Origin of the sequence: Peloplasma aerotolerans, from assembly GCF_030012175.1 — a bacterium.
Taxonomy (GTDB): Bacteria; Bacillota_I; Bacilli_A; order Acholeplasmatales; family Acholeplasmataceae; genus Peloplasma; species Peloplasma aerotolerans.
In genome coordinates this window covers 1-24,970 of sequence record NZ_JASCXW010000028.1, presented here as the reverse complement: position 1 = coordinate 24,970, position 24,970 = coordinate 1, and the positions used below count along the sequence as shown (strand labels likewise).

Below are 24,970 nucleotides of genomic sequence, written 5' to 3'. Positions count from 1 at the left end.
AAAAACAAAAAAACGCTTTCATCTACTTAACATTTATATTATAATGGTTTTGTGTGTTTATTTATTCCCCCCCTACCGATAATTATTCATGCAGATGTCGCCTATTGGCTGTAAATATAACTAGTAAAAACGCTAGATATAAATATAAAAAATAAAAAGGAGAACATCTTGTATACATTAGATAAAGGTAAAAAGATTTTGTGTAAAGCTACCCATAAGAAAAATGCAGTGGGTAGGATTGTTCTATTTGATCACCTATCCGACTCTAATCACTATTCAGAAAAAGATTTAGAATTTATTTTTAAGAAATTTTACCAAGATCAAGCAGATGAATTTTTAAACTTGAGGATTATTGAAGAGGGGTACAAAGAAAGTTTTTATTGGACAGAGAGAGAGTTTTTTGAACTTTTGGGTTTTTTTGATTCCACGATCTTATTAGAAATGTTTAAAAAATATGTTTTTGAAGATAGGATGAACTTTTTGAAGGCATTCAACATGGCTTTAGATGCATATCTTGAATTTGGTAAGACAGATCCATTCTATCCATCCACAGAAGAGAAACTTAGAACGCTAGAATATTTGAGACAACGATTATTGTTGCGACTAGAAAGCATAATATACAGATATAAAATCAGAGAAATAAAAGAAAATTCAATCATTGTTGTAAATAGATTTAAAAAAGAGTATTTCTATAATATGCCTAAATATGTTAAGGGGTTTATTTGTAGAAAGGATGAAAATTATAATTTGGCAAGACTTTATGCAAATGAATATCAGCTTACCATAGCGATATCCGATCATGCTTTTTTTGAGGATGATATGGTAATTATTGATTCCTTAAAGGAAGAAATAATATTGAATCCAGACGAAGATTTAATTGCTATGTATCAAAATCAAATGATGAGTAGTATGAAGTATATTATTAAAGGACCGGGTATGAGTTTAGACCCTATTACCCTGTTCACTTCTACAAATGATTTAAGAAATATCAAAGAGATCATAAGTTCAGAATGGTTTAGTGGAGTATGCACATTCAAGAGTGAGTTTTTCTATGGAGCAAAAGGGACAATACCTACACTTGAAGAGCAAACAAAACTTTATATAAAATTACTTAAAACAGCAGGAGATAAAGAAGTTTATATTAATATTCCCGATTTTCGTCCCGATAAACCTGTTGATATTATGGGAGATGAATATACAGATTTTAGCACTTTCTTAAGATTACATCCTGTGTTCACAACAAATGTTTTAGCTATTGCAGAGGCTAGTCGTATAACGAATAAAGTCGTCAATATGGTTGTACCTATGATTAGGTTAAGTAATGAAATGAGTTCTTGGGTAGATTATATTAGAGTTGCATTTAAAAAGTCTAATGCCCAACAACCATTGTTAGGTATGATGGTTGAAACCGAAACAACTCTTGAATACTTTGAAGATTTTGAATTATATGATTTTGTGGTCATAGGATTGGACAATTTAATTGAAGAAATGATAGATAATCAAAACAGATATAGTAAGATTATTTATAAGGATTTTATGTTTGAGTTAAAGAATGATTTACGAGACTTGCATCAATATTATAGATCATATTCAAAGCGTATAAGACACATAGTAAGTGGGTATTGTTTAAATAATCCAGATATATTATTGAAGTTAATGAGGTTAGGATTTAAAGAGTTTTCCATACCAGTAGATTGTATGCCGAAAGCTGGAGAAGTAGTCAAGTTTTTCGCTAGTACAAGAGGAACATTCAAAGGGGTTGCTGCTGAAAGGGTAATTCAAAAACAAATTAGAGATGAAATGGAAAAAGAGAAAGAACGAGAAAAACTAGAGGAAGAAGAGAAAAAGGAAGAAGAACTAAAATTGATTGAAGAACGCAAGAAAAAATACAAAATCGACTAATTACAGTATTTTTAGTCAAGTAATCGATATATAATGAAGAATTACTAAAAATCATAAAAAAAAGAGATGAAATATGATATAAGTGTTGCTTTTCCTCTCTTTTTCTTATATAATGATAACGCTCGTGTGTATGCGAGCAGGCTGTGAAATGGAAGGTTGCTGACACACGGATAGCCGTTGTCTACGTGTTAGGTTTTTCTGTGGAGCAAGTCTATACAGGATTATAGGCGAAAGGAGCTATTAGAAATGGCAAAAGATGTAATTAAAATTCGTTTGAAGGCTTACGATCACAGATTGATTGATCAAGCTGCTAAAAAGATTGTAGAAAGCGCACTTAGAACTGGAGCAACAGTTCAAGGACCAATTCCTCTTCCAACAGAAAAGGAAATATTTACAGTCTTGCGTTCACCTCACGTAAACAAAGATTCACGTGAACAATTTGAACGTAGAACGCACAAAAGATTAATTCAAATTATAGATCCAAACCCAAAAACTATTAGTGCATTGATGGATATTGATTTACCATCAGGTATTGATATCGTATTAAAAAAATAAAGCATAAAGCAAATTAAGAAAGAGGTAAAATTATGGCCAAAGGAATCTTAGGTAGAAAACTTGGAATGACACAAATTTTCGATGAAAATGGTGTGTTAGTTCCAGTAACCGTTATTGATGTGGCTGACAATGTAGTGCTACAACAAAAAACTGTTGAAACAGATGGTTATGTGGCAACTCAAGTTGGTTTCGAAACTAAACGGGACAAATTAAGTAACAAGCCTGAACAAGGGCACGTGAAAAAAGCTGACACAGCACCTAAGCGCTTCATTAGAGAAATCCGCTTTAAAGAAGAGCTTAATAATGAGTTAGTAAACATAACGGTCGGTGAACTTGTAAAGACGGATTTATTTAAAGTTGGTGAAGAGGTAGATGTAACTGGTACATCTAAGGGTAAAGGATTTGCCGGAAGTATTAAAAGACATAATCAATCCCGCGGACCAATGACGCATGGTTCAAGATACCATCGCGGACCAGGTTCTATGGGTGCTGTAAAAGGCAAACTAAAAGGTAAAAACTTACCAGGACACATGGGTAACGAACAAGTTACAATTCAAAACCTTGTAGTTACCGGTGTAGATGTTGAAAATCAATTGCTATTAATAAGTGGAAGCGTTCCAGGACCAAACAAGGGACTAGTTATCGTTAAATCTGCTGTTAAAAGTAGTAAATAAGGAGGGTTAATATGCCAAAAGTAAACTTATTAAATCAAACAGGTAAAAAAGTTGCTGACTTAACCTTATCCGATTACGTATTCGGTATTGAACCACATCAACAAGCATTGTATGATGTAGTGAACGCTCAAAGAGCAGCAATGAGACATGGTACTCACGATGTTAAAAACCGTGGTGAAGTATCAGGTGGTGGTAGAAAACCATGGCGTCAAAAAGGAACTGGTCGTGCTCGTCAAGGGTCAACTAGATCACCACAATGGCGTACAGGTGGAGTAGTCTTTGGACCAACTCCAAGAAGTTATGCAGTTAAGATGAATCAAAAAGTTCGTCAATTAGCTTTAAGATCTGCACTTTCATATCATGCAGCAAATAATCAATTAAAGGTAATTGAGTCATTGAATATTGATGCACCTAAAACAAAAAAATTCCAAGAATTATTAGCAGGGTTGGGTATCGAAGGAAAAGTTTTATTTGTATCTAAAACATTTACTGACAATGAAATGTTAGCAGCTAGAAATATTCCTACAGTAGCATTCTCTCAAGTTAGTCACGTCAGCGTGTATGACATTCTTAATTGCAAAAACTTGGTCTTAACAAAAGACGCAGTTGAAGCATTAGAGGAGGTATTGGGAAATGACTAAATATTACGATATAATCAAGGCTCCTATAATTACTGAGAGAACAACTCAACTAATTGAGAGTCAAAATAAATACACTTTCAAAGTTGATAGAAAAGCAAATAAAGTAGAAATCAAGAAAGCTGTAGAAATAATATTTAATGTAAATGTATTATCTGTAAATACAATTAACGTATTACCTAAATTCAAAAGAATGGGTAAATATGAAGGTTATAAGAATGCTTATAAAAAAGCAGTAGTTAAATTAGCTGAAGGTCAAAAAATTGATGCCTTCACAGTTTAAGTGAAAAATTAGAGGAGGTTTAACCAAATGCCGGTTAAAAAATACAAACCGACAACCAATGGTCGTCGTAACATGAGTGTGTTAACATACGAAGAAATAACAACATCTACTCCTGAAAAATCACTACTAGAACCATTTTCTCGCACAGGCGGACGTAACAACCAAGGCAAGATAACCGTTCGTCACATTGGTGGCGGTGCAAAAAGAAAATATCGTGTAATTGACTTTAAACGTAATAAATTTGATGTGATTGGTAAGGTGGCAACGATTGAATATGATCCTAACCGTAGTGCTAATATCGCATTGATTCATTATCTAGATGGTGAAAAAAGATACATTCTTGCACCTAAAGGATTAGAAGTTGGGAATGAAATAGTTTCTGGAGAACAAGTAGATATCAAAACTGGTAATTCATTACCAATTATGAATATTCCTGTAGGTACAACAATTCACAATATTGAATTGAGCCCAGGAAAAGGTGGACAAATTGCAAGAAGTGCAGGAGCATCTGCTCAGATTTTAGGACGCGAAGATAAATATGTTCTCGTTCGTTTACAATCTGGCGAAGTTCGTAAGATCTTAGGAACATGTCGTGCAACAATTGGTGTTGTAGGAAATGAATCATGGGAGCTTGTAAATATTGGTAAAGCAGGTAGAACTCGTCACATGGGGACTCGTCCTACTGTACGGGGATCTGCGATGAACCCTAACGATCACCCACATGGTGGTGGTGAAGGTAGAACACCAATCGGTAGAAAATCACCAATGACCCCTTGGGGTAAGAAGGCTCGCGGTGTTATTACACGCGACAATAAAAAAGCGTCAAACGACTTAATCGTTCGTCGTCGTACGAAGTAGGAGGAAATTTATGGGACGTTCATTAAAAAAAGGACCATTTTGTGACAATCACTTATTAAATAAAGTAAAAAAACAAAATGAAGTAAATGAAAAGAAAGTAATTCAAACATGGTCACGTCGTTCAACAGTTTTCCCTGATTTTGTTGGACACACGGTTGCCGTTTACAATGGTAAATCACATGTACCTGTTTACATTACTGAAGATATGGTTGGACATAAATTTGGCGAATTTGCACCAACACGCACATATCACGGACATGGTAAAGATGATAAGAAAGCTAAGAAGAAGTAATTGGAGGAGAATATGATGGAAACTAAAGCTATAGCTAAAACCGTTCGCATTGCTCCACGTAAGGTAAGATTAGTCGTTGACTTAATCCGCGGTAAAGGCATTAAAGAAGCTCAAGCAATTTTAATGTTTACACCACGTGGCGCCTCACCAGTTATTTTGAAAGTGTTAAACAGCGCAGTCGCTAACGCTGAACACAATAACAATGCTAACGTTGAAAACCTTTTTGTAAAAGAGGTTTATGTTAATGAAGGAGTTCGTCTTAAGAGACTTTTGCCAAGAGCTAAAGGTCAAGGCGATATCATTCAAAAGAGAACTAGCCACATCACAGTAGTTGTGGCAGAAAAAGAGTAGAGGTGAAGAGACATGGGTCAAAAAGTTAATCCAATAGGTATGCGTCTTGGTATCATCCGTGGCTGGGATTCAAAATGGTATGCAGCTAAAACTGCAGTTCCAGGACTAGTCAAAGAAGATGCAGAAATTCGTAAATACCTAAATAATTTTTACAAAAAAGCCGCTGTTTCTCACGTTGAAATTGAACGCGTAAAAGGTAAGGGCGGAAAAGATCGTGTAAAAATTACATTACACACAGCTAAGCCAGGTATTGTTATTGGTAGAGATGCTGAGACAAAGAAGAAAGCTGTAACTAAATTAGAAAAACTTACCGACAAAGAAATTGTATTTAACGTTGTCGAAGTCAAGCGTCCAGAACGCGTAGCGACACTTGTTGCACAAAGTATTGCAGAACAACTAGAAAACCGTGCATCATTCAGACGTGTACAAAAAATAGCTATGCAACGTGCATTAAAAGCTGGAGCTAAAGGTGTTAAAACACTTGTATCAGGTCGTTTAGGTGGTGCTGAAATGGCACGTAGTGAAGGATATTCAGAAGGTCAAGTACCTCTGCATACTTTACGCGCTGACATTGATTATGCAACTGCAGAAGCAAATACAACTTATGGAATTCTTGGTGTGAAAGTTTGGATTTATAATGGGGAAGTTCTTCCTGGTCAAACAAGAGAAGAAAACCTTAAAAAACAAGATGAGAGAGCACCACGTCAAGATAATAGACGTAATCGCAGACAAGGGGGCAAATAATTATGTTAATGCCTAAAAGAACTAAATTTCGTCGTCCACACCGTGTGAGCTATGAAGGCGCTGTTAAAGGAAGAAATGAAATTCTTAACGGGGACTTTGCATTAGTAGCACAAGAAGGCGCTTGGATAACAAATCGTCAAATCGAAGCAGCCAGAATTGCGATGACAAGACATATGAAAAGATTAGGGAAAGTATGGATAAATATCTTCCCACACTTAGCAAAGACTAAGAAACCACTAGAAGTGCGTATGGGTTCCGGTAAAGGTGCTCCAGATCATTGGGTAGCGGTTGTCAAAGAAGGTAAAATAATGTTTGAAATTAACGGTGTTTCTGAAGAAATAGCAAGAGAAGCACTTAGATTAGCATCACACAAGTTACCTATTAAGACAAAAATTGTTAAAAGAGGTGAGCAAGCGTGAAAGCAGCTGAAATCAGAAAAATCAATACAAACGATTTACAAAAAAGAATTGATGAGCTAAAGGCTGAATTATTTAATTTACGCTTTCAACTTGCAGTAGGACAACTTGAGAATACAGCTCGAATTAGTCAAGTTAAAAAAACGATTGCACAAATGAAGACAATCATCAGTGAACGTGCTGAATAAGGAGGATACTATGGAACGTAATCAAAGAAAAGTATATACGGGAAAAGTTGTATCTGACAAAATGGATAAAACGATTACCGTGGTTGTTGACACATACAAAAAATCTCCTTTATACAGAAAAAGTGTAAAGGTATCTAAAAAATTTCATGTGCATGATGAAGAAGGTTTAGCAGGTATTGGAGATACTGTTACCATTATGGAAACAAGACCATTATCAAAAACTAAGAGATTCCGTCTTTTAGAAGTTGTTGCTAAATCCGATTTAGTATAGGGAGGATAAAAACATGATTCAACAAGAAAGCAGAATGGTTGTTGCTGATAACAGCGGTGCCAAAGAAGTACTTGTGATAAAGGTTTTAGGGGGAACCCGTCGTCGTTATGCTAATATCGGTGATGTCGTTGTTGTAACAGTAAAAAAAGCTACACCTGCAGGTATGGTTAAAAAAGGTGAAGTTTTAAAAGCAGTTATTGTACGTACGGTTTCTGGCCTTCGTCGCGCTGACGGCTCATACATCAAGTTTGATGAAAATGCAGCTGTAATTATTAAAGATGACATGAACCCACGTGGAACCCGTATTTTTGGTCCAGTGGCAAGAGAGTTAAGAGATAAGAACTTTATGAAGATCGTATCCCTAGCTCCAGAAGTATTATAAGGAGGTTTCGTCTATGTACATAAAAGCTGGAGACACAGTTGCAGTTATCGCTGGACGCGACCAATTTGTAACTGATAAAAAAGGAAATAAAACTCGCAAGACAGGTCGCGTCTTAAAAGTTTATACAAAAACTGACCGTGTGTTAGTTGAAGGTGTCAATATAATCAAAAAACACCAACGTCCAACACAGGCAAATGATAAAGGCGGCATTATAGAAAAAGAAGCACCAATACATGTTTCTAACGTAGCAATTATTGATCCAAAAACAAGCAAACCAACACGTGTTGGCTATCGCGAAGTAGATGGTAAAAAAGTACGTTATGCGAAAAAATCAGGCGAAAGCCTTGATAAATAAGGAGTTTGAACAATGAGTTTAATTAAAGAAAAGTACGAAAATGTTGTCAAACCCGAACTAATTAAGGCATTCAACTATACATCTGTTATGCAAGTACCTAGAATTGAAAAAATTGTTGTTAACATGGGTGTCGGTGATGCAGTATTCAATCCGAAAGTATTGGATGATGCTGTAGAAGAACTAAGAGCAATCACCGGTCAAAAACCAGTTGTAACAAAAGCTAAAAATTCAATTTCTAACTTCAAACTTAGAGAAGGAATGGCTATTGGTACTAAAGTAACACTACGTGGAGATAGAATGTACTATTTCCTAGATAAATTAATTTCAATTGCTTTACCACGTGTTCGTGACTTTAGAGGTATCTCATCAAATTCATTTGATGGTCGCGGAAACTATACGGTAGGCATAAGAGAGCAAATCATTTTCCCAGAAATTAGTTTGGATAAAGTAAAAAAAGTTCGTGGTATGGACATTGTAATTGTAACAACGGCTAAAACTGACCAAGAAGGACGCGCATTATTAAGTCAACTTGGCATGCCGTTTAAGAAGTAAGGAGGCGTATTATGGCAAAAAAATCAAAGATCGTAAAAGATGCAAAACGTCGTGAAATTGTTGAACGCTATCGTGAAAAAAATGCAGAATTGAAGGAAAAAGGTGACTATCAAGCACTTCAAAAACTTCCTAGAAATGCATCTGCAACACGATTAAGAAATCGCGATTCACTCGATGGTCGTCCACGCGGCTATATGCGCAAGTTTGGCTTGTCACGTCTTAAGTTTCGTGAATTAGCACACAAGGGTGAACTCCCTGGTGTTAAAAAAGCAAGCTGGTAATTAGGAGGAAGAAACATGGTTATGACTGATCCAATCGCGGATATGCTAACACGTATTCGTAACGCAAATAGAATGCGTCATGAGAAAGTAGAAATGCCTGCTTCCCGTTTAAAGTCTGATATTTTAGCAGTACTTAAAAAGGAAGGATTCATCGTTGATTACCTAGTGCTCAAAGATGGACCACAAGGCAAGATTGTAGTTACCTTAAAATACACATCAACAAAAGAACGTGTAATTAAAGGTTTAAAGCGGATATCGAAACCAGGACTTCGTGTTTATGCTTCAGTAGATGATTTACCTAAAGTGTTAAACGGATTAGGAATTGCTCTAGTCTCAACATCAAAAGGTATCATGACTGATCGTGAAGCGCGTTTAGCTCAAGTTGGTGGCGAAGTGCTCGCTTACGTATGGTAATAAGGAGGAAATTATGTCACGTATAGGTAATAAAGTGATTCAAGTTCCTGCTGGTGTTACCGTCACGGTAAGCCCAGAAAACTACGCTGTAGTTAAAGGACCAAAAGGTCAACTTGAATTCCAATTCAACCAAAGTTTAGGTATTGAAATAGATGGAAGTGAGATTAAAGTCACACGTCCAAACGAAGAAATGTTTACGAAAAAGATCCATGGTACAACACGCGCCTTATTAGCAAATATGGTTAATGGTGTATCAACAGGATTTAAAAAGCAATTAGAAATTCGCGGAGTTGGTTATAGAGCAAATCTACAAGGTAACGTCGTGAATTTAAGTATGGGTTATTCACACCCAGTTGAACTAGAGATTCCAGCAGGAGTTACTGTCACTATTCCAAAAAACACTGATATCATCATTGAAGGCGCCGACAAACAAGTCGTTGGCGAATTTGCAGCTAAGATTAGAAGTGTTAGAAAACCAGAACCATATCTTGGTAAGGGTATTCGTTATGTTGATGAGTATGTTCCGCGTAAAGCTGGAAAGACTGCTAAGTAAGGGAGGACATCACGATGATTAAGAAAATATCAAAGAATGTCAACAGACAAAAACGTCATATTCGTATCAGAAAAATTGTTGAAGGAACTGCTGAACGTCCAAGACTGAATGTTTATCGTTCTAACACTGCAATTTATGTACAAATAATTGATGATGTTAAACAAACAACACTTATCAGTGCTCGTAGTCAAGAAACGGGTCTTAAAGGTTCAAATATTGAATCTGCTAAGGCAGTTGGGAAATTAATCGCCGAAAAGGCGCTTGCTAAAGGTGTTAAATCAGTTGTGTTTGATAGAAGTGGTTATTTATATCACGGACGAATCAAAGCATTAGCTGAAGCAGCACGTGAAGCAGGATTACAATTCTAAGGAGGAAACATACATGGCTAGAGATAGATACAATAAAGAAGAACAACAAGATAACCAATTCGAAGAACGTGTTGTTTCGATCAACCGCGTAACTAAAGTTGTTAAGGGTGGTCGTCGTTTCCGTTTTGCTGCCTTAGTTGTAATCGGTAACAAACAAGGTCAAGTTGGTTTTGGTACTGGTAAAGCATCAGAAGTGCCAGATGCAATTAAGAAAGCTATTGAAGATGCAAAAACTAATTTAATTAATGTTCCTATTGTAGGAACTTCAATTCCACATCAAGTCACTGGAAACTTTGGAGCAGGTAAAGTATTTATGAAACCAGCTTCAGAAGGTACTGGTATCATCGCTGGGGGTGCGGTTCGTGCTGTATTCGAACTTGCTGGCGTTAATGATATTTTATCTAAATCTATTGGCACAAGCACACCAATTAACATGGTGCGTGCAACATTTGCTGGACTCAAAGAACTAAGAACAGCTGAAAAAGTTGCTGCACTTCGTGGTGTAGATATATCGGAGTTGTCATAATGAAATTACAAATTAAACTAAAGAAAAGTTTGATTGGCCGCAAGCCAAATCAAGTTAAAACAGCACATGCATTAGGATTAAAAAAGATTAATCAAATTGTTGTAATAGAGCCTAACGATGCCCTTATGGGTATGGTGAAAACTATTGGACATTTGATTGAAGTTCAAGAAGTAGAGTAGGAGGAAATACCAATGTTAAACGAATTAAGACCTGTAGAAGGTGCACGAAAAAAGCGTAAACGTTTAGGTAGAGGACCCGGTAGTGGTACTGGTATGACCTCTGGTAAAGGTGACAAAGGTCAACTTGCTCGCTCAGGTGGCGGTCCACGTCCAGGTTTTGAAGGAGGACAACTTCCTTTCTTCCAAAGTATACCTAAAAGAGGATTTAAGAACGTCAACCGTAAAGAATATGCTGTTGTTAATTTATCAGATTTAAATCTATTTAATGATGGCGAAGTAGTTACACCAGAAGTATTAGTTGCTAGAAATGTTTTGAAAAAACTTAAATCAGGCGTTAAAGTACTGGCAAATGGAACTCTCGAGAAAAAGTTGACTGTAAAAGCAAACGTATTCTCAAAAGCTGCTGAAGCAGCAATAACAAAAGCCGGTGGAACAGTAGAGGTGATTTAAAGTGTGGATACGTATTAAGCGAATTCTAAGTAATAAAACAGTTATGATGAGATTAGCATTTACTTTGTTCATCTTACTCATTGTTAGACTTGCAAGTCATATTACGGTTCCACTCTTTGACACAAGAGCTATCGTCCAATTTATGGAATCAAGCGGTAGTTTCGTCGCAATCTTAAACAACTTTAGTGGACAAGCACTTGAAAGATTTTCTATCATGTCACTAGGGATATCACCTTACATTACTGCATCTATTGCTATTCAATTATTACAAATGGTTGTTCCTTCCTTTAAGGAAATGAGCGAACAAGGTGAATCTGGAAAAGCTAAGTTAAATCAAATCACACGTTATTTAGCAATTGCTTTAGCATTCATTCAAGGTTTAGCACTTATTATTGGTATCAGTATTAATGGTAGTGTTTTAATTCCAAGTTTGGAAGCTGCAGATGTTGAAAGATATAGATATTTCTATTACATCTACATGGCAATCGTCATGATGGGCGGTACAGCATTAGCTATTTGGCTTGCTGATCTTATTACAAAAAAAGGTGTTGGAAACGGTACATCAATGCTGATTGTTGCCGGAATTGTAACGAGTTTGCCTACGATGTGGACCACACTGTGGACAAAATACATTTCACAAGGTACTGGCGGATGGGACATTGTAATCTTCGTATTTATTATGTTGCTATACTTTGGAATCCTACTTGGCGTTGTTTATATGCAAATTGCTACACGTAAAATACCTGTTCAATATGCGAACCGTCAAGGCAAGTCAGATTCAAATATTCCGATGAAGATTAACAGTGCTGGTGTAATCCCAGTCATCTTTGCACAAACAATATTAAGTATTCCATTATCAATTGTTGGTTTTACAGCATCATCAACTACAGGTTTCACAGGTTGGTTAAATACAATATTTAACTATCAACAACCAATTGGATTTATCCTTTATGTATTATTGATTGTAGTATTCTCATTCTTCTATTCATTCTTAACCATCAACCCAGAGAAGATATCAGATAACTTATCTAAATCAAACGCATACATTCCAGGTGTTCGTCCAGGACAAGAAACCCAAGATTTTGTTGCAAAATTATTATTCAAAATTACAGTCATTGGTACCGTATATCTTGTTGTATTAGCAGTTTTACCAGTGTTAACATCCATTATTTTTGGATTCCAAGGACAAGAAGCACAAGCGATCACTTTAGGTGGTACAAGCTTATTGATTATTGTTGGTGTAGCTATAGAAACAACACAACAAGTTGAAACAGACGCAAGTCAAGCAGAATATAGCGGCATATTTAAATAGTAAAGGATAGTGACAATGCGAATTATTTTAATGGGCCCTCCTGGAGTAGGTAAGGGAACAGAAGCTCAGCTTCTATCTAAGCATTATCAAATTCCGCACATTTCAACCGGCAATATTTTCAGAGAACTGTATAAAGATAAAACTACAGTCGGTAAAATTGCAAAAGAGTATATTGATCGTGGCGAACTTGTTCCAGACGATATAACAAATGAAATAGTTCGCCAAAGACTATCGAAATCAGATGCAGAAAAGGGATTCCTCTTTGACGGATACCCAAGAAACATCGAACAAGCTAAATCATTCGACCATTATTTAGACCAAAAGGGATGGACAATGGATGCAGTTATTAATATTGCAATTGATGAAAGTTTGTTAGTAGATAGAATTAGTGGGCGCAGAGTTTGCGAAGTATGTGGCGCTGTCTACCATATCAAATACAAAAAACCTGAAAAACCAGGTATATGTGATAAAGATGGTGGCAAGCTTATTCAAAGAACTGACGATATGGAAGCAACCGTTCAAAGACGTTTACGTATTTATAATGAACAAACAGCTCCTGTTATAGGTTATTATGAAAATTCAGGGTTTTTATTCACAATCGACGGTTCAGGTACGATTGAAGAGACAAACTCAAGAATTATGAAAGTTTTAGGTGAGGTAGATTGATACAAATCAAATCACAACGCGAAATAGAGTTGATGCGTGAAGCAGGACGCATCTTAGATATGACAAGAAATATGCTCCAAGAGCATATCAAACCAGGCATCAATACGCATCATCTCGACCAACTCGCTGAAAACTATATTACCAGTCTTGGAGCCACACCATCATTTAAAGGTTATCATGGCTTTCCAGGATCCATCTGTACTTCAATTAATGAAGTTGTTGTTCACGGTATTCCTTCTAAGAAAAAAGTTCTTAAAGAAGGAGACATTATTACATTAGATTTTGGCGTCAATTATAAAGGGTATCATGCAGATTCTGCAACAACATATCCAGTTGGAACAATCAAACCCGAAATAGAAAAACTTCTTAAAATCACTGAAGAAGCGCTCTATGTAGGACTTGAACAAGCTAAACCGGGGAATAGAGTTTCAGATATATCACACGCAATCGAAAGTTTTGTTAAACCTTATGGTTATGGTATCGTAGAAGAATTTACTGGTCATGGCATTGGTAGAGAACTTCATGAAGAACCGTATGTTCCCAATTTTGGAAAACCAAACGAGGGTCCGATATTAAAACCAGGAATGACATTTTGTGTAGAACCTATGATTAATCTAGGTACAAAACGTGTTAAAGTGCTAACCGATAATTGGACGACAGTCACAGTTGATAAGAAACCAAGTGCTCATTTTGAACACATGATTGTTATTACGGAGTCTGGGTATGACATTTTGACTAAATTAAAGAAGGAGTGAATCTATGGCAAGAGAAGATTTAATAGAAGTAGAAGCAAGAGTAATCGAAGTATTACCAAATACGAAGTTCAAAGTTGAACTTATACAAAACGGCCATATTGTATTGGCTCATGTTTCTGGTAAAATCCGCATGCACAACATACGCATTTTACCTGGTGATAAAGTAACAGTAGAATTGTCACCATATGATTTATCACGCGGCCGTATCACGTACCGCCGCAAATAAGGAGGAACCGCATATGAAGGTTAGAGCATCAGTTAAAAAAAGAAGTGAAGACGACATCATTGTGAAACGTAAAGGAAAAGTTTACGTAATTAATAAAAAAAATAAAAGACATAACCAAAGACAAGGTTAATGAGGAGGAACTATGGCAAGAATAGCAGGCGTTGACATTCCACGCGACAAACGCGTCGTGGTCTCGTTGACTTATGTATATGGCATTGGATTATCTACTGCCAAGCAAATTTTAAAAGATGCTGACGTAAGTGAAGAAGCTCGCGTAAAAGCATTATCAGAAGACGAACTAAACCGTATTCGTACTGAAATAGGCAAGTATATCACCGAAGGTGATTTACGCCGTGAAGTTACATTAAACATCAAACGTTTAATGGAAATCGGTTCATATCGTGGTATCCGTCATCGTAAAGGATTACCTGTACGTGGTCAAAACACAAGAAACAATGCCCGTACAAGAAAAGGTAAACCAAAGGCGATTGCCGGTAAGAAGAAGTAGGGAGGAATAATAAATCATGGCACGTAAAAAAACAACGAAGCGTAAAGCTAGAAAAAATATCCCTCTTGGTATTGCACACATTCACACAACTTTCAATAATACAATCGTAACAATTACCGATGTTGATGGAAACGCAATTGCTTGGAGCAGTGCGGGTGCACTAGGTTACAAGGGAAGTAGAAAATCAACTCCATTTGCTGCACAATTAACAGCAGAATCAGTTGCAAAAACTGCAATGGATAATGGAATGATTAAAGTTGAAGTTTCTGTCAAAGGACCTGGTCCAGGACGTGAGGCTGCAATTCGTTCACTTCAAGCAGCTGGTTTAGAAATCACTGCGATTAGAGACGTAACACCAGTACCACACAATGGATGTAGACCGCCTAAACGTCCACGTGGATAATTCTAAGGAGGGTAACTTGTGAAAGATTTAAAATTTGAAAAACCAACTGCAGTTGATGAAATATCAGTAGACGGTAATAAAGGTAGATTTGTTATTAAACCATTAGAACGCGGATACGGAATTACCCTAGGTAATGCATTGAGAAGAGTTTTATTATCATCTTTACCTGGAGCCGCAATCGTTAATATCAAAATTGACGGCGTAGAACACGAGTTTTCAACAATGGAAGGTGTTTTTGAAGATGTTATGGGGATTGTATTAAACTTGAAGAAAGTAATTTTTTCGGTTGAATCAAAAGAACCAGATTTCGAACAAAAACTAGAACTATACGCTGTTGGATCAGGAAAAGTAACTGCTGCAGATTTTAATCATGTTGATGGTGTTGAAATTGTTAACCCAGATCAAGTGATTGCTAATTTATCCGATACCGGAAGACTTTCTATGGAAGTTACAATCCGTCGTGGTGTAGGTTATGTCAATGCAGAAAAAAATAAAGTTTTTAGTAAAAATGAAAAAAGTATTATCCCAATAGATTCAATCTATACACCAGTTTCACGAGTGTCTTATCATGTTGAAAAAACAAGAGGAGATGCTGATGAGTTGATGTTAGACATTGAAACAAACGGAGCAATCGCTGCAAAAGAAGCACTAGCTTTAGCATCTAAGATGTTAATTGACTATCTAAACGTTATTGTTGAGATTAGTGAACAAGCAGCTTCAGCTGACTTTATTTTTGAACAAGAAGAAGAACCGGTAAATAAAAAACTTGAAATGAAGATTGAACAATTAGATTTATCCGTGCGCCTTTTCAATAGTTTGAAACGCTCAGGTATTTATACGGTTGCTCAAATCATTCGTTTAACCGAAGAAGATGTTATGAGATTTAGAAGTTTAGGTAGAAAATCTTTTAAAGAGTTAAAAGAAAAACTATCTGAGCATGGTCTTGAATTTGATAACACTTCAACCAAAGAATCAAAATTTCATTTAGACGATGAAGAGAAGGAGTAAATCATGGCTTATAGTAGACTAAGACGCAACAGCAATCAAAGAAAAGCTTTACTTCGTGATCTTGTAACAGACATCATTATTAATGAACGTATCGTTACAACAGAAGCAAAAGCGAAAGAATTGAAGAAATTAGCTGATAAGATGGTTACTTTAGCAAAAGAAGGTTCTTTAAGCTCAAGAAGACAAGCTGCTGAAACAGTACGCTTTGAAGAAGTTAAAGAAGGACAAAATGCTCTTCAAAAACTTTTTTCTGAACTAGGACCTCGCTACCAAGACAGAAAAGGTGGCTACACTAGAATCATCAAAACAGTTCCAAGACGCGGCGATGCTGCGCCAATGGCAATTATTGAATTTGTATAATTAAAACTAAAAAAGCCTTAATCTATAAAACAGATTTCGGCTTTTTATTTTAGTTATTTTTTATTGTTCTACTCTGTTAAATCAACTTGCATGCCCCACTGCATATGCATATCCATAAATGGAGAGACCAATACCCAAGAGTCACCAAATGCATAAATAGTAATTTCTGTTAGTCCAGTTAAATCAACTTCAACTACATATATAGCAGCGTTGGAACCTTGTGTTATAGAAGTTATTTCAAGTTCAGTATTTCCCTGATCTGTATAAACTGTTAGAGTGTCAGAATTCTCGATATCAATTAGATAGTCAAATCCTATCGTAAAGCCATTATCACCAACTTCAACAATCACAGCTTCTGTTTGGACTTGAACAGTTTCCATTGAAAGTACTTGAAGATATCCACCAACATTAATCTCATCTCCAACAGCTTTGGAAACAATGTAATGTCCAATATCACTTGTAGTGGTTATATAGGTGTCTTCATCAGCACCATCTATTCTAGTCATTTCATATGTATATGGATTTAGACGATACCACTCAAAAGAATAACCACCTTCAACTAATATAGATTCAGTATCGCTAATGTCATAAACCGTTATATCAAAAGTCAATCCATAACCAACATAAGGAGACATAACTCCACTGATATATGAGGATTGATCTAGAGACCAACCAGAAAAACTAGTTTCAATAAATGTAATATCCGTTTCAACAACATTAGAAGTAAGTTCTCCACCATCAACACCAGATGTTTTTAGTCTTAATGTCATAGGTTCGGAAAAAGATAATGAAAAATTATCATAATCAGAAGTAACTGGTTCATCATTTTGCATATAGGTATGCCAAGTGTCTAGTGTTAAATCGTAATACTCTAATGTATAGTAATCAGCACCAAAAAGGTAAGGTTCTGGGAATTTTAAATCTACAACAAGACGTGTCCCCCCACCCATAAAGTTTCTTTGGTGATTTATTTGATAAATAATCAAACCTCCAAACATGCCTTCAATCAAAGTATCCTTAAGAGACACAATCTCTCCTTTATAACCTGGACCATCTAGTACGACTTCCTCGCTGACTGTCACGACAAAAGTAGTCGTTTTTATTACATCGTTAAAAGTGTAACTAACAGTTATCGCTTTTTCCCCAGTTGTTGAAAAGTCAAAATTACTTAACATTGAAGGTATAATATCAACAATCTCAACTGTTTCATCTGAGTAAGTAGCTCTAATTTTCATACCTGATATGTCTAATGGTTCATCAATATCATAAACTATTTTTGCTGGCTGCACATAGATTTCAATATGATCCAATATGACAATTTGTGGTGTTTCAACTGGAGTGGATACAATAGGCTCATCAGTTGGTGTGACATCAATTGCCCCATCATCTACGCAACTTGACAATAAAAAAACAAAAATGAACAACGCCAAAACTACAAATTTTGGTAATCTCATGCTATCTCTCCTTTATATTATTAAGTTATCTTGGTGTCGTGCTTAATTGTTACCATTTTACACTATATTGAACAGTTTTTAAATAGTATGAACAAATTATTATAATAAAAACAAACAATAACATAAATAACTTGTTATTTACAATAAAGCATATTAAAATAGATATGCACTTTAATATACGAATAGAGGAATGACATGAAAAGATTATTAATAGCACTAGGAATCATAATTATTACATTAGCACTTTTTGGTTGCGAAGAAACAGAAACGTATACAATAGATCAAGTGGTACAATCACTTGAAATTGAGTATGCGGATGGTGAGTCTGCAATAAATGTAGAATCCAATATCGCACTTCCAACAAGTTCAAATTTAGTTCATATTGTACAAATCGTTTGGGTTAGTTCAAACCCTGACGTTATTTCGAATCAAGGCGTTGTTACACAACCCACAAACACTGATACCATAGTCACTTTAACACTACACGTGAATATGGGTTCTGAGAGCCGAACTAAAAATTTTGAAATAACTGTAATAGGAATTTACACATATTATACAGTAACATTTGAAACTGAGGACCAAGAAGAATTGTTCATCGTTGAAGTTGTTGAGGGAGAATTTGTCACAAAACCAGATGATCCAGTTAAATCGAGTTATGATTTTATTGGATGGTTTTTACAAGATAATTTAGAGCATCCATTCATATTTAACACCCCAATTACAACGAATATCACTTTAATTGCTTTATTTGAGGAAGAAGTAATTACAGCTGATTATACAATTTCAGTATACTACCAAAATATTGAAGACGATTTATATGCCCCGCTAAGCACAAATGTCTATCTAGACATTGTAGGTGAAACAGTAACAATCACACCATCGATGACTGGGTTTATCATCAATGATGAATTAAGTCAGTTATCAGGTGTTGTAACTATAGATGATGCATTGCTATTAGAAGTATATTTTGATCGAGAAGTTTATTCAATCACATTTATAAGTGATGGCATAGAAATATATTCAGAACAATTAAGATATGAATCTCTTATTGCTCCAATCGATGATCCAGAAAAAGATGGATATGATTTTGTTGGTTGGACACTGATTAACAATGGAAATACTTTATATGATTTTGGGAACCCAATAACTCAAAGTAAGATTTTATACGCCAAATGGGTAATGATAGATGATTTTACATATGAAGGATATTATGAATCTGTAAGTGGTTTATACGGGAATGACTTAGTTCATGAACTTAGAAATATAGTCAATGAAGGTGTAACCATGCAAACATATGGAGATGCACGCTATATTTTAAATATTACAGATAGAGACCCAAATAATCATAATAATGTTATATTAGTTTATCGCGGAACCTCGGTATCTGGTGTTTGGGACGGTGGTATTACATGGAATAGAGAACATGTTTGGCCACAATCCTTATTGAATGTTAGTACGAACAATAGCAGTACACATGTTGGTGCAGATTTGCACAATCTTAAGCCAGCAAACCCTAGTGAAAACTCAAGTAGAGGGAACAAATTTTTTGATTATACCACCACCACTGTCTCATATAAACCAAGAGATGAAGTCAAAGGTGATGTAGCAAGAATGTTGTTTTATATGACAGTTAAGTATGATTACTTGACATTAGTTAATGGGAATCCGACAGTATATCAAATGGGGAAATTAGATACATTGCTACAATGGCACTTAGAGGACCCAGTTGACTCATTCGAACAAAACAGAAATGAGATTATTTTTAATTATCAAAATAACAGAAATCCATTTATAGATCATCCTGAACTTGTAGAAAAAATATGGGGAACAATCACATTGAGCTCAGGTGAAACAATCACACTAGACTTTACACAAATAGCATCTGCAATTATAATTGATGTATACATTGTTGAATACACGGGGAATAGAAAAGAAAAATATATGATGTAAGGGGCGATAAAATGAAGTATAGAACTTTTGGAAAAACAGGAATCAAAGTTTCAGAAATTTCATTAGGAACATGGCAATTAGGATCAAAATGGGGAGATCCAGTTGATCATGAAAAAGCACACTTAACATTAGAAACAGCTATTCAAAATGGTATTAATTGTTTTGATACAGCTGATGTTTACCAAGGTGGTCTAAGCGAAAAAATTATTGGTGAACATATTAAAGATTTAGCAGTTAAACCATTCGTCATAACAAAAGTTGGTAGAAAGTTGCCTGAGCAGGCAAAAGAACTTTACACAGAACAAAGTATTAGGGCATATATTAACGATAGTAGAAAAAACATGAACGTCGAAGCTTTGGACATGGCCTTACTACATTGTCCTCCGACAGATGTTTATTATACTCCTGAGGTTTTTGAATATATGGATAAGTTTAAAAAAGAAGGGTTAATTAAACATTATGGAGTAAGCGTTGAAAGAATCGAAGAAGGTCTTAAAGCACTAGACTATGATGGTGTTGATGCTATTGAGATAATCTTCAATATGTTTAGATTAAGACCAATTGAAACATTCTTTAAAAAAGCAAAAGAAAAAAATGTTGGTATTATTGTTCGTGTTCCACTAGCAAGTGGTTTACTCACAGGTAAATATCATGAACGAACAACATTTGGAGAACACGATCATAGAACATTTAATCGTAATGGTGAAATGTTTGATAAAGGTGAAACATTTTCTGGAGTAGATTATCATCAAGGACTAAAAGCTGTAGAAAAGTTGAAGAAGGCTTTTAAAACTGATAATCTTGTTCCATATGCATTAAAATGGATATTAATGTTTGATGCAGTAAGTACAATTATTCCAGGAGCGAGTAGACCAGAACAAGTTACTGAGAATATCAAAGCTTCAGAATTATCAATATTAACGGAAGAACAAATGAAATCTGTTCAAAAAATATATGATGAGTATATAAAAAATCCAGTACATTATTTATGGTAGATAGACAAAAAAAGAGGGAAGCTATCCCTCTTTTTTACGCTTTCATTTTTGATAATAAACTTGATGAATTCTTTCGGATATAATAGATGAAAAATAATGATAACAAAATATTCAAGATAATCATAAATATAACAATAATGCTTAAATTAAACAAATCATTAAGCAAATAATATATAACACCATTCAAAATCATAGCAGCAAAACCACCAAACACCCCTAGTAAAGCACCAGCACTTTGCTTAATGACTTCTACCTCATTTACAAAATCAAACTTAGGCATATGTAAATTAATGATTGCATCCATTGATGATATAGTTAAAGTAAATATTGAAAATAGAACAATTAAAAGAAGTTGATTGACAATTGAAATGCCTAGTGTATATCCAAATATCAGCATACTAATGATTGCAACCGGTAATGCTAACAATATATTAAATAAAATCTTTGATAAAACAATTGTCTCGGATTCAATAGGTAAACTTTTTACAATCCAATAGTTTTTACCTTCTAAAGATAGACTAATTGCTGGTGTATATGTCATTGATATACTAAAACCAATTAATATCATGATCATAATCTCAATATCTAGTCCGACACCTATAATTTCACCTAAATATGCTTCTATTTGAGTCTTATAAAAAAGACTAGCAATAGATAAGACAATCATAATGACAGGTCCAAGACCAGCATTAACCGCATAAAGTGTAATACTGAAGAATTTTTTAAACTCTTTTTGTACTAATGCCATCATCACAGATCGTTGTTGGTATTTAATAACACTTCCGTTTTTTCTAGTGTCCGATCTGATGCCCTTTTGATTGGTTTGATGAACAATACCTTGAACAAAATAAACAAATATTCCAAACAATAATCCATGTGAACTAACAAGGAGTATTAAGTCAATAACATTATGATCATGAATTGAGTTCATGAACCATTTAAAAGGGGGATATGCGTTTGTAATACCAGCGAATAACTCTATTTGCCCAGTTAATGGATTCACATCAACATCATTGATTGAAAAAGTAAACATGAAAATACCTATGAATACAGCGAACATAATGATGATATTTATGATTTTATTTTTTCTAAAACGAGATGTTACAATCGCAATGAGCAATGAAATTAATGTCATGACAATAAATGGTACAAGAGGAACAAAGACAAAACCAATTAAGTAATAGATAATGCTCAATATAGAAAATCCTGTCCAATAAAAATATGAAAAAGCAATTGGCAATGTAAAGATAAAACTAGAAACATACAACATAGTTAATAGAACTGTAATCTTAGCCATAAGGATGGTTCTCGGATGAATTGGTAATGGTGATAAAATATCATAGTCCTTATAATAGAATAAAGATCCACTCGCTCTAAGCAATACAATAATGATTGCTAAACCTAAGGAATAAATGGTTAAAAAACTTAACAGTATTTTAGGTTGCCCCATATCATTTAGTATTCTACCCAAATCAAAGAACATATACCCGAATGCGCCAACAAAAACTGCAATTGCATATATAATAGCAAGTCCTATTAAAGCTGCTTTAACTTTTGATTTTTTTATATCAAAACCCATCAGTCGCTTGAGGGAAAAATTCTCTTTGAAAAATAGTTTTACAAGTGATTTATACATCATGATTCTTTAGCCAACTCCATGAAAATATTTTCAAGCGACTGATTAGCTATAATTTCTTGAGTATTCCCTTGAGCAACGATTTTTCCTTGCTTGATAATAGCAACCTTATTACATAATTTTTCAACAACTTCTAGAACATGTGTAGAAAAGAATATTGATACACCTTGATTACACATCTCTGTAAAAATTTGTTTTAACTGATAACTTGCTTTTGGATCAAGACCGACGAATGGTTCATCAAGTAAAAATAGTTTTGGCTTATGAATAAGTGCACTAATAATAACTAATTTTTGTTTCATACCATGTGAATACGATGAGATTGGATTATTTAAAACATCAATGATTTCAAACAACGTTGCATACTTATCTATTTCACGCTTTCTTTGATCCAAATCAATCTTAAAGACATCAGATATGAACTCTAAATATTGTATTCCAGTCAAAGATTCATAAATATCTGGATTGTCAGGTATATACGAAATAATTTTTTTGACTTCTAGTGGTTCTGTTTTGATTGAGTGGCCGTCAACCAATATATCACCAGAATCAAAATCAATGATTCCTGCAATAGATTTAAGTAATGTTGTTTTACCAGCACCATTGTGTCCAACAAACCCAAAAATATCACCTTTTTCAATTGTCAAATCTATGGAATCACAAGCTTTCTTGATCCCATCATAGCTTTTTGAAACGTTTTTAATGATCATCATAATCGACACCTCTTTATTTTGAATTTTTTATAAATCAATTGATTGATCAATTAAATCCTTTGGTAAATTCCGATGCGAAATAATAAAGCATGTTTTGTTCGTTAATGATTTGATGGAACTAAATATTTTGTTTTCTGTTTCCGGGTCTAAAGCTGATGTGATTTCATCAAGCAATAGTATTGGCGTATTCTTCAGCAATGCTCTAGCTATTGCCAAACGTTGTATTTGACCTTCAGAAAAGCCTAATCCCTTTTCACCTAACAAGGTATCAAATCCTTGAGGTAAGTCCTTAATCACATCATAGATGCAAGCAATTTTACAGGCTTGAATAAGATTTTCTTCGGTAGACTTTTGATAGAGTTCTAAGTTTTCTCTAATCGTTCCCGAAAGCATTAGATTACCTTGAGGAACATAGCTGAACAAATGTCTTGTTGTTGCATCACATAGATATGTATCCTTACCTTTAGTAAAGAAAATAAACCCTTCTTGAGGTTGATATAAACCTAATAACAATTTAAACAATGTTGTTTTACCTTTTCCGCTTTCTCCATGTATATGGACAAAACTACCCTTGTTAATTCGGCATGTGAATTTCTTAATAATATATTGTTGTTCATATTTGAAACTTAAATCTTCGATGACTAATGATTCAAACTCAGTCTGTTCATTGATTGTATGGAATTCCTCGGGCTCAAATCGATCAATCATCATCAATCGTTCAGCAGAAGCAGTCATTGCATGATATTTAGGAACGAGTTGTGATAAACCACTAAATGGTGATTGGATATGTTGGACAAGTTGAATCATTGCGGTTAGTGTACCAAAACTGATGATATTTTCTTGTAATCTAATCGCACCAAAAATTATTGCAAAAGCATATCCAAATGCGAAAAATATATGCATACCACTTGATGTAAAAATATTTAAGATTTGTTTTTTTCTTAAAGCTTTAAAATGTAGTTTTTGAAGATTAAAGAGCTTTTCAGTTATTAGATGTTCTGCTTCGAATGATTTAATTACTGGGACATTTTCTAATGATTCTTGCATAAGGCTTCTTAAATTAGCTTCTGCATTTTGAAGTGCATGATGTCTTTTCTTCATTTCAAAACTAATAATTCGACTGAATAAAAAGAGTATTAATCCAAACCCTGCAAACATTAATGCAAATACCTGATCCAATAGATATAAAAGAGCAAATGCACCAGTAAATCTTGCAATATAGAATATAAGCTTAGGTATAACATCGATCATGCCATCGCTTACAGTTTCTACATCACTATTTAAGTAATTCATCAACACACCAGAATGATGTTTAGCAGTATCCTTTAAACGTGCGCCAAGTATCTTTGAGAACAATGATTTTTTTATTTTTACATTTGTTTGACCTAAATAATAAGTTCTTAAGTATTGGTTGATGCCGGTAGTTATGATCTGTATTAATAAAATTGAAGAAATAATAATTGCACTTGTTATAAAAAGCGATTGTTGTCCATCAATTGCTGCATCAATTGTTTGTTTTGAGAAATAGGCAAAAAGGATTGCAGTCAAGCTTAAGATAAGACTTAAACATGACAACAAAATGATAGGACCCTTAAGACCCACCATATTTTTAGAGATAAAAAGTTTTGTAGAATTCTTTTGCATATGCTATTCCTCACTTGTTTATATTTTAACATGTTTTTCATATCTAATATTGTTTATTATGGTCATTTTTTTTATTTTGGATATGTTATAATAGAATAGAACTTTTGA

37 protein-coding genes are annotated in these 24,970 nt (G+C 34.6%); 33 read left to right on the top strand and 4 right to left on the bottom strand.

What is annotated here, in order from left to right; all coding sequences use genetic code 11:
• Positions 1–168: 168 nt before the first annotated feature.
• The 31 genes from QJ521_RS07750 to rplQ all read left to right on the top strand — a co-directional run bounded on the left by QJ521_RS07750 (position 169) and on the right by rplQ (position 16,470).
• Positions 169–1,902: a putative PEP-binding protein gene (locus QJ521_RS07750; protein ID WP_282839888.1), complete on the top strand. Its 1,734-nt coding sequence runs from the start codon at positions 169–171 to the stop codon at positions 1,900–1,902.
• Positions 1,903–2,148: 246 nt separating this feature from the next.
• A complete protein-coding gene (rpsJ, locus tag QJ521_RS07745; RefSeq protein WP_282839887.1) occupies positions 2,149–2,457 on the top strand; it encodes a 30S ribosomal protein S10 in 309 nt (102 codons plus the stop codon).
• Between the two features lie 32 nt (positions 2,458–2,489).
• On the top strand, positions 2,490–3,131 hold the full coding sequence (rplC, locus tag QJ521_RS07740; RefSeq protein WP_282839886.1) for a 50S ribosomal protein L3: 642 nt from the start codon (positions 2,490–2,492) through the stop codon (positions 3,129–3,131).
• Positions 3,132–3,142: 11 nt separating this feature from the next.
• A complete protein-coding gene (rplD, locus tag QJ521_RS07735) occupies positions 3,143–3,772 on the top strand; it encodes a 50S ribosomal protein L4 (RefSeq protein ID WP_282839885.1) in 630 nt (209 codons plus the stop codon).
• Positions 3,765–4,052 carry a 50S ribosomal protein L23 gene (gene rplW / locus QJ521_RS07730; RefSeq protein WP_282839884.1) on the top strand — a complete coding sequence of 96 codons (288 nt, stop codon included), beginning with the start codon at positions 3,765–3,767 and terminating at the stop codon, positions 4,050–4,052. The genes rplD and rplW overlap by 8 nt, the downstream gene beginning before the upstream one ends.
• A gap of 27 nt (positions 4,053–4,079) precedes the next feature.
• Positions 4,080–4,910: a 50S ribosomal protein L2 gene (rplB, locus tag QJ521_RS07725; protein ID WP_282839883.1), complete on the top strand. Its 831-nt coding sequence runs from the start codon at positions 4,080–4,082 to the stop codon at positions 4,908–4,910.
• Positions 4,911–4,920: 10 nt separating this feature from the next.
• Positions 4,921–5,202, top strand: a complete 282-nt coding sequence (gene rpsS / locus QJ521_RS07720) for a 30S ribosomal protein S19 (protein ID WP_282839882.1) — start codon at positions 4,921–4,923, stop codon at positions 5,200–5,202.
• Positions 5,203–5,217: 15 nt separating this feature from the next.
• Positions 5,218–5,553, top strand: a complete 336-nt coding sequence (gene rplV / locus QJ521_RS07715) for a 50S ribosomal protein L22 (protein ID WP_282839881.1) — start codon at positions 5,218–5,220, stop codon at positions 5,551–5,553.
• Between the two features lie 12 nt (positions 5,554–5,565).
• On the top strand, positions 5,566–6,297 hold the full coding sequence (rpsC, locus tag QJ521_RS07710; RefSeq protein ID WP_282839880.1) for a 30S ribosomal protein S3: 732 nt from the start codon (positions 5,566–5,568) through the stop codon (positions 6,295–6,297).
• A 2-nt stretch (positions 6,298–6,299) separates the two neighbouring features.
• Positions 6,300–6,716, top strand: coding sequence for a 50S ribosomal protein L16 (gene rplP / locus QJ521_RS07705; RefSeq protein ID WP_282839879.1), 417 nt, complete (start codon positions 6,300–6,302; stop codon positions 6,714–6,716).
• Positions 6,713–6,901 carry a 50S ribosomal protein L29 gene (gene rpmC, locus QJ521_RS07700; RefSeq protein ID WP_282839878.1) on the top strand — a complete coding sequence of 63 codons (189 nt, stop codon included), beginning with the start codon at positions 6,713–6,715 and terminating at the stop codon, positions 6,899–6,901. Before rplP ends, rpmC begins: the two co-directional genes overlap by 4 nt.
• A gap of 10 nt (positions 6,902–6,911) precedes the next feature.
• Positions 6,912–7,172 (top strand): 30S ribosomal protein S17, encoded by a 261-nt coding sequence (rpsQ, locus tag QJ521_RS07695; RefSeq protein ID WP_282839877.1) that lies wholly within the window; start codon positions 6,912–6,914, stop codon positions 7,170–7,172.
• Between the two features lie 13 nt (positions 7,173–7,185).
• Positions 7,186–7,554, top strand: coding sequence for a 50S ribosomal protein L14 (gene rplN, locus QJ521_RS07690; RefSeq protein ID WP_282839876.1), 369 nt, complete (start codon positions 7,186–7,188; stop codon positions 7,552–7,554).
• Positions 7,555–7,567: 13 nt separating this feature from the next.
• Positions 7,568–7,909 carry a 50S ribosomal protein L24 gene (gene rplX, locus QJ521_RS07685; protein ID WP_282839875.1) on the top strand — a complete coding sequence of 114 codons (342 nt, stop codon included), beginning with the start codon at positions 7,568–7,570 and terminating at the stop codon, positions 7,907–7,909.
• Between the two features lie 12 nt (positions 7,910–7,921).
• Complete coding sequence (gene rplE, locus QJ521_RS07680; protein WP_282839874.1) at positions 7,922–8,461, top strand: 50S ribosomal protein L5; 540 nt, start codon at positions 7,922–7,924, stop codon at positions 8,459–8,461.
• An 11-nt stretch (positions 8,462–8,472) separates the two neighbouring features.
• On the top strand, positions 8,473–8,742 hold the full coding sequence (gene rpsN, locus QJ521_RS07675) for a 30S ribosomal protein S14 (RefSeq protein ID WP_282839873.1): 270 nt from the start codon (positions 8,473–8,475) through the stop codon (positions 8,740–8,742).
• 15 nt (positions 8,743–8,757) lie between these two features.
• Entirely contained in the window at positions 8,758–9,156 is a 399-nt protein-coding gene (gene rpsH, locus QJ521_RS07670; RefSeq protein ID WP_282839872.1) for a 30S ribosomal protein S8, read from the top strand.
• Positions 9,157–9,169: 13 nt separating this feature from the next.
• A complete protein-coding gene (rplF, locus tag QJ521_RS07665) occupies positions 9,170–9,709 on the top strand; it encodes a 50S ribosomal protein L6 (protein WP_282839871.1) in 540 nt (179 codons plus the stop codon).
• Between the two features lie 14 nt (positions 9,710–9,723).
• The gene (rplR, locus tag QJ521_RS07660; RefSeq protein WP_282839870.1) at positions 9,724–10,077 is read left to right on the top strand and encodes a 50S ribosomal protein L18; all 354 of its coding nucleotides are present in this window, start codon (positions 9,724–9,726) and stop codon (positions 10,075–10,077) included.
• A 13-nt stretch (positions 10,078–10,090) separates the two neighbouring features.
• Positions 10,091–10,603: a 30S ribosomal protein S5 gene (rpsE, locus tag QJ521_RS07655; RefSeq protein WP_282839869.1), complete on the top strand. Its 513-nt coding sequence runs from the start codon at positions 10,091–10,093 to the stop codon at positions 10,601–10,603.
• Positions 10,603–10,782 carry a 50S ribosomal protein L30 gene (gene rpmD, locus QJ521_RS07650; protein ID WP_347568091.1) on the top strand — a complete coding sequence of 60 codons (180 nt, stop codon included), beginning with the start codon at positions 10,603–10,605 and terminating at the stop codon, positions 10,780–10,782. Before rpsE ends, rpmD begins: the two co-directional genes overlap by 1 nt.
• A gap of 12 nt (positions 10,783–10,794) precedes the next feature.
• A complete protein-coding gene (gene rplO / locus QJ521_RS07645; RefSeq protein ID WP_282839868.1) occupies positions 10,795–11,232 on the top strand; it encodes a 50S ribosomal protein L15 in 438 nt (145 codons plus the stop codon).
• A 1-nt stretch (position 11,233) separates the two neighbouring features.
• Complete coding sequence (gene secY, locus QJ521_RS07640; RefSeq protein ID WP_282839867.1) at positions 11,234–12,544, top strand: preprotein translocase subunit SecY; 1,311 nt, start codon at positions 11,234–11,236, stop codon at positions 12,542–12,544.
• A 15-nt stretch (positions 12,545–12,559) separates the two neighbouring features.
• Complete coding sequence (locus QJ521_RS07635; RefSeq protein ID WP_282839866.1) at positions 12,560–13,210, top strand: adenylate kinase; 651 nt, start codon at positions 12,560–12,562, stop codon at positions 13,208–13,210.
• Positions 13,207–13,965: a type I methionyl aminopeptidase gene (map, locus tag QJ521_RS07630; protein WP_282839865.1), complete on the top strand. Its 759-nt coding sequence runs from the start codon at positions 13,207–13,209 to the stop codon at positions 13,963–13,965. Before QJ521_RS07635 ends, map begins: the two co-directional genes overlap by 4 nt.
• Positions 13,966–13,969: 4 nt before the next feature.
• Entirely contained in the window at positions 13,970–14,191 is a 222-nt protein-coding gene (gene infA / locus QJ521_RS07625) for a translation initiation factor IF-1 (RefSeq protein ID WP_282839864.1), read from the top strand.
• A 13-nt stretch (positions 14,192–14,204) separates the two neighbouring features.
• Complete coding sequence (gene rpmJ / locus QJ521_RS07620) at positions 14,205–14,321, top strand: 50S ribosomal protein L36 (protein ID WP_282839863.1); 117 nt, start codon at positions 14,205–14,207, stop codon at positions 14,319–14,321.
• A 12-nt stretch (positions 14,322–14,333) separates the two neighbouring features.
• Positions 14,334–14,699, top strand: a complete 366-nt coding sequence (rpsM, locus tag QJ521_RS07615) for a 30S ribosomal protein S13 (RefSeq protein ID WP_282839862.1) — start codon at positions 14,334–14,336, stop codon at positions 14,697–14,699.
• 16 nt (positions 14,700–14,715) lie between these two features.
• Positions 14,716–15,102 carry a 30S ribosomal protein S11 gene (gene rpsK / locus QJ521_RS07610; RefSeq protein WP_282839861.1) on the top strand — a complete coding sequence of 129 codons (387 nt, stop codon included), beginning with the start codon at positions 14,716–14,718 and terminating at the stop codon, positions 15,100–15,102.
• 18 nt (positions 15,103–15,120) lie between these two features.
• Positions 15,121–16,110: a DNA-directed RNA polymerase subunit alpha gene (locus QJ521_RS07605; protein ID WP_282839860.1), complete on the top strand. Its 990-nt coding sequence runs from the start codon at positions 15,121–15,123 to the stop codon at positions 16,108–16,110.
• Between the two features lie 3 nt (positions 16,111–16,113).
• Positions 16,114–16,470: a 50S ribosomal protein L17 gene (gene rplQ / locus QJ521_RS07600; RefSeq protein WP_282839859.1), complete on the top strand. Its 357-nt coding sequence runs from the start codon at positions 16,114–16,116 to the stop codon at positions 16,468–16,470.
• A gap of 68 nt (positions 16,471–16,538) precedes the next feature.
• On the opposite strand, the gene QJ521_RS07595 is transcribed toward rplQ, so the two are convergent.
• Complete coding sequence (locus QJ521_RS07595) at positions 16,539–17,924, bottom strand: bacterial Ig-like domain-containing protein (protein WP_282839858.1); 1,386 nt, start codon at positions 17,922–17,924, stop codon at positions 16,539–16,541.
• A 195-nt stretch (positions 17,925–18,119) separates the two neighbouring features.
• On the opposite strand from QJ521_RS07595, the gene QJ521_RS07590 reads away from it, so the two are divergent.
• Complete coding sequence (locus QJ521_RS07590; protein WP_282839857.1) at positions 18,120–19,874, top strand: endonuclease; 1,755 nt, start codon at positions 18,120–18,122, stop codon at positions 19,872–19,874.
• A gap of 11 nt (positions 19,875–19,885) precedes the next feature.
• The gene (locus tag QJ521_RS07585) at positions 19,886–20,869 is read left to right on the top strand and encodes an aldo/keto reductase (protein WP_282839856.1); all 984 of its coding nucleotides are present in this window, start codon (positions 19,886–19,888) and stop codon (positions 20,867–20,869) included.
• Between the two features lie 34 nt (positions 20,870–20,903).
• On the opposite strand, the gene QJ521_RS07580 is transcribed toward QJ521_RS07585, so the two are convergent.
• Genes QJ521_RS07580 through QJ521_RS07570 form a run of 3 tightly spaced genes read right to left on the bottom strand, consistent with a single transcriptional unit; the run spans position 20,904 to position 24,862 of the window.
• A complete protein-coding gene (locus QJ521_RS07580) occupies positions 20,904–22,508 on the bottom strand; it encodes a hypothetical protein (protein ID WP_282839855.1) in 1,605 nt (534 codons plus the stop codon).
• On the bottom strand, positions 22,505–23,218 hold the full coding sequence (locus QJ521_RS07575) for an ABC transporter ATP-binding protein (RefSeq protein WP_282839854.1): 714 nt from the start codon (positions 23,216–23,218) through the stop codon (positions 22,505–22,507). The genes QJ521_RS07580 and QJ521_RS07575 overlap by 4 nt, the downstream gene beginning before the upstream one ends.
• A 27-nt stretch (positions 23,219–23,245) precedes the next feature.
• Positions 23,246–24,862, bottom strand: coding sequence for an ABC transporter ATP-binding protein (locus QJ521_RS07570; protein ID WP_282839853.1), 1,617 nt, complete (start codon positions 24,860–24,862; stop codon positions 23,246–23,248).
• Between the last annotated feature and the right edge of the window lie 108 nt (positions 24,863–24,970).

Coding starts and splice junctions, on each gene's coding strand:
- rpsJ (WP_282839887.1), top strand. CDS start 2,149: ATGGCAAAAGATGTAATTAAAATTCGTTTGAAGGCTTACGATCACAGA.
- rplC (WP_282839886.1), top strand. CDS start 2,490: ATGGCCAAAGGAATCTTAGGTAGAAAACTTGGAATGACACAAATTTTC.
- rplD (WP_282839885.1), top strand. CDS start 3,143: ATGCCAAAAGTAAACTTATTAAATCAAACAGGTAAAAAAGTTGCTGAC.
- rplW (WP_282839884.1), top strand. CDS start 3,765: ATGACTAAATATTACGATATAATCAAGGCTCCTATAATTACTGAGAGA.
- rplB (WP_282839883.1), top strand. CDS start 4,080: ATGCCGGTTAAAAAATACAAACCGACAACCAATGGTCGTCGTAACATG.
- rpsS (WP_282839882.1), top strand. CDS start 4,921: ATGGGACGTTCATTAAAAAAAGGACCATTTTGTGACAATCACTTATTA.
- rplV (WP_282839881.1), top strand. CDS start 5,218: ATGGAAACTAAAGCTATAGCTAAAACCGTTCGCATTGCTCCACGTAAG.
- rpsC (WP_282839880.1), top strand. CDS start 5,566: ATGGGTCAAAAAGTTAATCCAATAGGTATGCGTCTTGGTATCATCCGT.
- rplP (WP_282839879.1), top strand. CDS start 6,300: ATGTTAATGCCTAAAAGAACTAAATTTCGTCGTCCACACCGTGTGAGC.
- rpsQ (WP_282839877.1), top strand. CDS start 6,912: ATGGAACGTAATCAAAGAAAAGTATATACGGGAAAAGTTGTATCTGAC.
- rplN (WP_282839876.1), top strand. CDS start 7,186: ATGATTCAACAAGAAAGCAGAATGGTTGTTGCTGATAACAGCGGTGCC.
- rplX (WP_282839875.1), top strand. CDS start 7,568: ATGTACATAAAAGCTGGAGACACAGTTGCAGTTATCGCTGGACGCGAC.
- rplE (WP_282839874.1), top strand. CDS start 7,922: ATGAGTTTAATTAAAGAAAAGTACGAAAATGTTGTCAAACCCGAACTA.
- rpsN (WP_282839873.1), top strand. CDS start 8,473: ATGGCAAAAAAATCAAAGATCGTAAAAGATGCAAAACGTCGTGAAATT.
- rpsH (WP_282839872.1), top strand. CDS start 8,758: ATGGTTATGACTGATCCAATCGCGGATATGCTAACACGTATTCGTAAC.
- rplF (WP_282839871.1), top strand. CDS start 9,170: ATGTCACGTATAGGTAATAAAGTGATTCAAGTTCCTGCTGGTGTTACC.
- rplR (WP_282839870.1), top strand. CDS start 9,724: ATGATTAAGAAAATATCAAAGAATGTCAACAGACAAAAACGTCATATT.
- rpsE (WP_282839869.1), top strand. CDS start 10,091: ATGGCTAGAGATAGATACAATAAAGAAGAACAACAAGATAACCAATTC.
- rpmD (WP_347568091.1), top strand. CDS start 10,603: ATGAAATTACAAATTAAACTAAAGAAAAGTTTGATTGGCCGCAAGCCA.
- rplO (WP_282839868.1), top strand. CDS start 10,795: ATGTTAAACGAATTAAGACCTGTAGAAGGTGCACGAAAAAAGCGTAAA.
- QJ521_RS07635 (WP_282839866.1), top strand. CDS start 12,560: ATGCGAATTATTTTAATGGGCCCTCCTGGAGTAGGTAAGGGAACAGAA.
- infA (WP_282839864.1), top strand. CDS start 13,970: ATGGCAAGAGAAGATTTAATAGAAGTAGAAGCAAGAGTAATCGAAGTA.
- rpmJ (WP_282839863.1), top strand. CDS start 14,205: ATGAAGGTTAGAGCATCAGTTAAAAAAAGAAGTGAAGACGACATCATT.
- rpsM (WP_282839862.1), top strand. CDS start 14,334: ATGGCAAGAATAGCAGGCGTTGACATTCCACGCGACAAACGCGTCGTG.
- rpsK (WP_282839861.1), top strand. CDS start 14,716: ATGGCACGTAAAAAAACAACGAAGCGTAAAGCTAGAAAAAATATCCCT.
- rplQ (WP_282839859.1), top strand. CDS start 16,114: ATGGCTTATAGTAGACTAAGACGCAACAGCAATCAAAGAAAAGCTTTA.
- QJ521_RS07595 (WP_282839858.1), bottom strand. CDS start 17,924: ATGAGATTACCAAAATTTGTAGTTTTGGCGTTGTTCATTTTTGTTTTT.
- QJ521_RS07590 (WP_282839857.1), top strand. CDS start 18,120: ATGAAAAGATTATTAATAGCACTAGGAATCATAATTATTACATTAGCA.
- QJ521_RS07585 (WP_282839856.1), top strand. CDS start 19,886: ATGAAGTATAGAACTTTTGGAAAAACAGGAATCAAAGTTTCAGAAATT.
- QJ521_RS07580 (WP_282839855.1), bottom strand. CDS start 22,508: ATGATGTATAAATCACTTGTAAAACTATTTTTCAAAGAGAATTTTTCC.
- QJ521_RS07575 (WP_282839854.1), bottom strand. CDS start 23,218: ATGATGATCATTAAAAACGTTTCAAAAAGCTATGATGGGATCAAGAAA.
- QJ521_RS07570 (WP_282839853.1), bottom strand. CDS start 24,862: ATGCAAAAGAATTCTACAAAACTTTTTATCTCTAAAAATATGGTGGGT.